Source organism: Microcystis sp. LEGE 00066 (genome assembly GCF_015207925.1).
In the GTDB taxonomy this organism is placed as follows: domain Bacteria; phylum Cyanobacteriota; class Cyanobacteriia; order Cyanobacteriales; family Microcystaceae; genus Microcystis; species Microcystis ichthyoblabe_A.
On sequence record NZ_JADEVX010000235.1, the window covers coordinates 1 to 5,626 of the forward strand.

5 protein-coding genes and 1 pseudogene are annotated in these 5,626 nt (G+C 43.3%); 1 reads left to right on the forward strand and 5 read right to left on the reverse strand.

Going from position 1 to position 5,626, the window contains the following annotated elements; translation table 11 throughout:
- The 5 genes and pseudogenes from IQ224_RS21100 to acnB form a co-directional block, all read right to left on the reverse strand.
- Positions 1 to 75 (reverse strand): annotated as a pseudogene (locus tag IQ224_RS21100) (IS200/IS605 family transposase); the annotation flags it as partial.
- Positions 76 to 498: 423 nt separating this feature from the next.
- Positions 499 to 1,140, reverse strand: coding sequence for a hypothetical protein (locus tag IQ224_RS21105; RefSeq protein WP_084989965.1), 642 nt, complete (start codon positions 1,138 to 1,140; stop codon positions 499 to 501).
- Positions 1,141 to 1,466: 326 nt separating this feature from the next.
- Entirely contained in the window at positions 1,467 to 1,733 is a 267-nt protein-coding gene (locus tag IQ224_RS21110; protein WP_002746336.1) for a BrnA antitoxin family protein, read from the reverse strand.
- Positions 1,681 to 1,974 carry a BrnT family toxin gene (locus IQ224_RS21115; RefSeq protein WP_002735016.1) on the reverse strand — a complete coding sequence of 98 codons (294 nt, stop codon included), beginning with the start codon at positions 1,972 to 1,974 and terminating at the stop codon, positions 1,681 to 1,683. The genes IQ224_RS21110 and IQ224_RS21115 overlap by 53 nt, the downstream gene beginning before the upstream one ends.
- A gap of 139 nt (positions 1,975 to 2,113) precedes the next feature.
- A complete protein-coding gene (gene acnB / locus IQ224_RS21120) occupies positions 2,114 to 4,723 on the reverse strand; it encodes a bifunctional aconitate hydratase 2/2-methylisocitrate dehydratase (protein ID WP_194033461.1) in 2,610 nt (869 codons plus the stop codon).
- Between the two features lie 159 nt (positions 4,724 to 4,882).
- On the opposite strand from acnB, the gene deoC reads away from it, so the two are divergent.
- Positions 4,883 to 5,560 (forward strand): deoxyribose-phosphate aldolase, encoded by a 678-nt coding sequence (gene deoC, locus IQ224_RS21125; protein WP_002746340.1) that lies wholly within the window; start codon positions 4,883 to 4,885, stop codon positions 5,558 to 5,560.
- The last annotated feature ends 66 nt before the right edge of the window (positions 5,561 to 5,626 follow it).

A 5,626-nucleotide genomic window follows, 5' to 3' on the forward strand; every position in this document is an offset into this window, starting at 1 on the left:
ACGATATTTGGCTGGGAACACTAAATGATATAGCAAAACACTTACATTATGGCTCTTATGGATGTATTCACTCATTTTTCTATTGTACGCCGCGAGCGGCGGGGAATTAGACCCGAAGAGATTAAAAAAATAAAGAAATTAATACATACAAGATATTTATTACAATTTCAACAATTAATCTCGAAAATTGTCCGAACCACAGGTAAGACATGTACCATCATCAGGATCTATGACATTACCCAGACAATCTTCAGCTGTGCAATCTTCCCGCAATACTTCATAAGATTCATTACATACAAGGCAATAAATAGTGTTGCTAGTTGGTTCATTAGGTATTAGTTGAGCTAATCTTGGAATCTGTTCGTCTTCGTAATCTTCCCTAAAACCACTATAACAACTAGGACAGAAATAACGTCTTATTTTTTTATTAAAATTAAAATATTTATTATTTCCTGAAGGTGTTAATAAATCAATTACAAGGTTTATTTCTAAAGCCAGCTAATTATATAATTCTCTGGTTTCAGAGCTATATAGAACAGATTCAGGTTCATTTTGAATGAATTGTCCTCGAATTTTTATCCACGAGTTTGGCTCTATCAAATAATGACAAATTTCTAGAATTTCAACAAACAGATCTTTAATTTTTATATATAATTCAGGATCTACAGTGTGCATAATTATATTTCGCTTGCTTCTCAAATCTTCAAATCTTTGTCGAAAGTTATCTGGTAATCGACCAGTCGATACGGTATTATAAACTTTGACTAAATCCTGTGCATCAATTGTTTTAAATTCACTAAAACGGATATTGCGCTCATGAGATTTACTGGGATAATTACTCGGACATCCTGAAATTAGTAAATACGGGCTAACTGTAGCAATATTACCTTTTAAGAGAAATTCTGTTCCTTGTTGAATAAGGGAAAGGGCTGTACTCAATGGACGTTGTGCTTGTTTCCAATATTGCTCAGATGACAATTGATCGATTACTTCTTCATTCTCATCGCTATAATACACATTATAAAAATATTCCGCATTCTTAAGTTTTGTAGATAAACTTATCAGCGTATCCCAAGCCAGATTTAAAAAATCAATGCCAGCGGATTTAAAATCATCTCCAGTCGGTACATCTATAATCATAATTTTTCGGGTTCTTCGGTTTGTGTTATGCAATGGACTGGGGTTATAAGGGATGGAACCCTTATGTAGAAAGGCATTTGGCGATTTTTGTCAATTGTTTTTTATCTAGAGCGAACTCATCAATTAAGTCTCTTGCCAGAGAAGGATTTAGTCAATTTATGCCCCCCTATCGAACCATAACAAGTAATGAAGAGCCATTTTTCGTACTCACTTTTATCATTTCATTTAAGGCGATTTATTGGTAAATGAGATTGTGTGGCTTTTCATCCCGCTCAAAATGATAGCGAACTTTTTTATTGTGTGGCTTGTACCCGAACTAAACTTGACTATACTTTGTGAGCCTCCGCATAAATCCGTAAAGCGGCGGACATTTTTTGTTCACAATCCTCGCCCTGTGATTGAAACCAAGCTAGGGTTTCGGGATCTACTTGAACAAGAACATTTACTTTCTCTACAGGTTTCCACCACCGCGATTTACTAAAAAACTCCTCGGTTAAGGGCGGAATATCGGATGTGTCGATTTCCTCTTCCGTAAGAGCGTCAACTTTCTCCCAATTCGTCTCGGAGGTATTGTTCATATCGTTTTCGTTCATAGGGTAAAGCTTTACGAAGTGAAATAATACGAATTGTATCTCTACTCGGTTCTGTAAAAACGACAACTACCACTCGGCCATCGAGCGTACCGATTCCTATCAATCGATCTTCGCCATAATTTTCTCGTTCGTCAAGGGAAACTCGAATGGGATGTTCAAATATCCGCTGCGCGTCCGCGAAGTCTAGATCGTGCTTGATGATATTCGCTCGGTTCTTTTGTCGATCCCACTCGAATTTCATATTTTTATTTTATCGAGTTGTCATTCCGTATATCGAAAAAAATCCTATAATTGTCGAAAATTTGATCGTTAGAGGGGTCATCTTGATCGAAATCAAAAGAAATCTTTCGCCTCGATCGAAATGACCCATAACCGGTCAACTAACTCAAAACACCAGAAGGAATCCCTAAGATATCCTCAATTTTAGGTAAATCTTCTAGGGGAATTACCCGGCCTTCATCCTCAAAACCAGCGATTTCATTAAAGTTCAAATAGCGGTATAAATCGCCAGCAAAAGGATTAATTTTCTCGGTGACAATTGCCAGGTATTCCTCGACGGTGGGAATGCGTCCTAGCAGCGCACAAACCGCCGCTAATTCGGCGGAACCGAGATAGACTTGCGCATCTTTTCCCATGCGATTATTGAAGTTACGAGTCGAGGTAGAAAATACCGTTGCTCTGTCTTCAACCCGCGCTTGATTACCCATACAAAGGGAACATCCAGGCATCTCAGTACGGGCCCCAGAAGCGGCAAAAATGCCGTACATTCCCTCCTCGCGCAATTGTTTTTCATCCATGCGGGTGGGGGGACAAATCCACAGTTTAGCCTTAGCAACTCCTGCCCCTTCTAATATCTTAGCAGCGGCGCGATAATGACCGATATTAGTCATACAAGAACCGATGAACACCTCATCAATTTTATCCCCGGCGCATTCCGACATTAACTTGATATTATCGGGGTCATTGGGTGCGGCAACAATTGGTTCTTTAATCTCGTTTAAGTTGACGGTGATAATATCCGCATATTCGGCATCCTTATCCGCTTCCATCAGGACGGGATTAGCTAACCATTGTTCCATTTTTGCTACCCGACGTAGGATAGTTTTGGCATCACTATAACCCCGGGCCGCCATATTCTTTAACAGGGCCACATTAGAGCGTAAATATTCCGCCACTGTTTCCGTACTTAACTTAATCGTACAACCGGCGCAGGAACGTTCCGCCGTGGCATCGGTTAACTCAAAAGCCTGTTCTAATTTCAAATCCGGCAGCCCTTCCATCTCCATAATGCGACCGTTAAAAACATTTTTTTTGTTCTGTTTTTCCACGGTTAATTTGCCTTCTTGGATGGCAACGTAGGGAATAGCATTAACAATATCGCGCAGAGTTACACCGGGTTGTAATTCCCCCGTAAAACGCACTAAAACCGATTCCGGCATATCCAAAGGCATTACTCCCAAAGCGGCGGCAAATGCCACTAAACCCGACCCCGCAGGAAAGGAAATTCCCAGGGGAAAACGAGTATGAGAATCGCCGCCAGTCCCCACCGTATCCGGCAATAACATCCGATTTAACCAGGAATGAATAATGCCATCTCCCGGACGTAAAGCCACCCCACCCCGGGTAGAGAAAAAGTCCGGTAATTGGTGATGAGTTTGAATATCAACCGGTTTGGGATAGGCTGCCGTGTGACAGAAACTCTGCATGACTAAATCGGCGCTAAAACCTAAACAGGCTAACTCTTTTAACTCGTCTCTGGTCATCGGACCGGTGGTATCCTGAGACCCTACCGTGGTCATAATTGGGTCACAGGAAGTACCCGGCCGCACCCCGGGTAAACCGCAAGCTTTGCCGACCATTTTTTGCGCTAGGGTGTAACCTTTACCCGTGTCATTAGGCATAGTGGGACGGGTAAATAGGGTACTAGCCTCAAGTCCCAAGGCGTGACGGGTTTTATCGGTGAGACTGCGACCGATTAAGAGGGGAATACGACCGCCGGCCCGGACTTCATCCAGAATTGTCTCAGGTTTGAGGCTAAAAGTGCTAATAGTTGCGCCCGCTTCGTTGGTGATTTTGCCTTCGTAGGGATAAATTTTAATCACATCCCCCGTGTTCATTTGGCTAACATCGCATTCAATCGGTAAAGCGCCGGAATCTTCAGCAGTATTAAAGAAGATAGGGGCGATTTTACTGCCTAAAATATAGCCACCAGCACGTTTATTAGGCACAAAGGGAATATCATCGCCGATATGCCAGAGAACCGAGTTAATTGCCGATTTTCGGCTGGAACCAGTCCCAACCACATCCCCCACATAGGCGACCGGATGGCCTAATTTTTTCAATTCGGCAATGGTTTCTAAAGACCCCGGTTGACGGGTTTCTAACATTACCAAGGCATGAAGGGGAATATCGGGCCGGGTGGTGGCATGGGGAGCGGGAGATAGGTCATCTGTATTGGTTTCCCCGGGTACTTTGAAGACGGTGACGGTAATTTCTTTAGCAAGTTTCGGTTTAGCGATAAACCAAGCGCCATTGGCCCAAGCATCGATAACCTGTTTAGCATAGGGATTGGTGTCGGATAATTCCAAAACCTCGTTAAATGCGTCGAATACCAGCAGGGTTTTACTTAAAGCACTGGCAGCAGCGGCGGCGATATTAATATCTCTGGATTTGAGCAGTTCAATCAGAGAATGAACGTTATAACCACCGACCATGGTTCCCAGTAAGCTAACCGCACCCTGGGGGGAGATAACGTTAGATTTTATTTCACCTTTGGCAATTCCTGTTAAAAATCCCGCTTTAACGTAGGCCGCTTCATCAACTCCGGGGGGAATACGGTCACGCAGCAGGGTCAGCAATTCTCCCTTGAGTTCTTCGGACGGATTTTTGAGTATTTCGCATAATTCCGCTGTTTGTTGAGCATTGAGGGGAAGGGGAGGGATACCTAATTTCGCTCGGTCGGCAACGTGCTGATGATACGCTTCTAACATAGGTCTATTTTCTCCTAGTCTTCACTTGTGACGGTTTCTTCCTAGGTTAATGGATTTTTGCTAGTCTCGGAATTTCTCGGTTAGCGAGACATGACTTTATTGTGTGACTTCCATAAAATGAGAAAATAGCGATCGATTGACTATATTAAGGCGTAGATAATGGCTATCACCGATTCTGATCTAGATTTAGCACAATATATCGACCATTCTCTCCTCATCCCCACCGCCACCAGTGAACAATTAGAGGCTTACTGTCAACAGGCTGATCAATATCATTTTCCCACCGTCTGCGTTTATCCCGCTGCCGTTAAGCAAGCTGTGCAGTTACTCCACGGCAAAAAAACTTTAGTTTCTACCGTAATTGGTTTCCCCGCAGGGGCCACTACCTCCGCAGTTAAACGTTATGAGGCTTTAGAAGCCGTAGATAATGGTGCTAAGGAGTTAGAGGTGGTTATTAATCTCGGTTGGCTAAAAGATGGGAAATCAGAGCAATTATTCCAAGAAATTGCTAGTATTTGTCAGGAAACCGGCCAGACGGTAAAAGCGATTCTGGAAACCTCGCAACTGACGGACACCGAGAAACGTTTAGCGGCGGAAATTTGCATGGATGCAGGAGTCAGTTATCTAAAAACCAGTACCGGCTGGTTTGGAGGTGCAACGGTTAGCGATGTGAAGTTTCTCAAGGAAATTAGCAAAGGCCGGGTAGGAATTAAAGCATCCGGCGGAATTCGCACCCTTGAACAAGCGCTCGCTCTTATCCAGGCCGGGGCCACCCGTCTGGGAACTTCCCTCGGTGTCGATTTAGTCCGTCAGCAAAAAGCTGCCTTTGAGGGATAATACTAAATCCTGTTTAAAAGGTATAGGAAAGTGGGGTGTGGGGTGTGGGGTGTAGGGTGTAGGGTG

What these genes read in the sequence shown, in the direction of transcription:
- IQ224_RS21105 (WP_084989965.1), bottom strand. Translation starts at nt 1,140, where the DNA reads ATGATTATAGATGTACCGACTGGAGATGATTTTAAATCCGCTGGCATT.
- IQ224_RS21110 (WP_002746336.1), bottom strand. Translation starts at nt 1,733, where the DNA reads ATGAACGAAAACGATATGAACAATACCTCCGAGACGAATTGGGAGAAA.
- deoC (WP_002746340.1), top strand. Translation starts at nt 4,883, where the DNA reads ATGGCTATCACCGATTCTGATCTAGATTTAGCACAATATATCGACCAT.
- acnB (WP_194033461.1), bottom strand. Translation starts at nt 4,723, where the DNA reads ATGTTAGAAGCGTATCATCAGCACGTTGCCGACCGAGCGAAATTAGGT.
- IQ224_RS21115 (WP_002735016.1), bottom strand. Translation starts at nt 1,974, where the DNA reads ATGAAATTCGAGTGGGATCGACAAAAGAACCGAGCGAATATCATCAAG.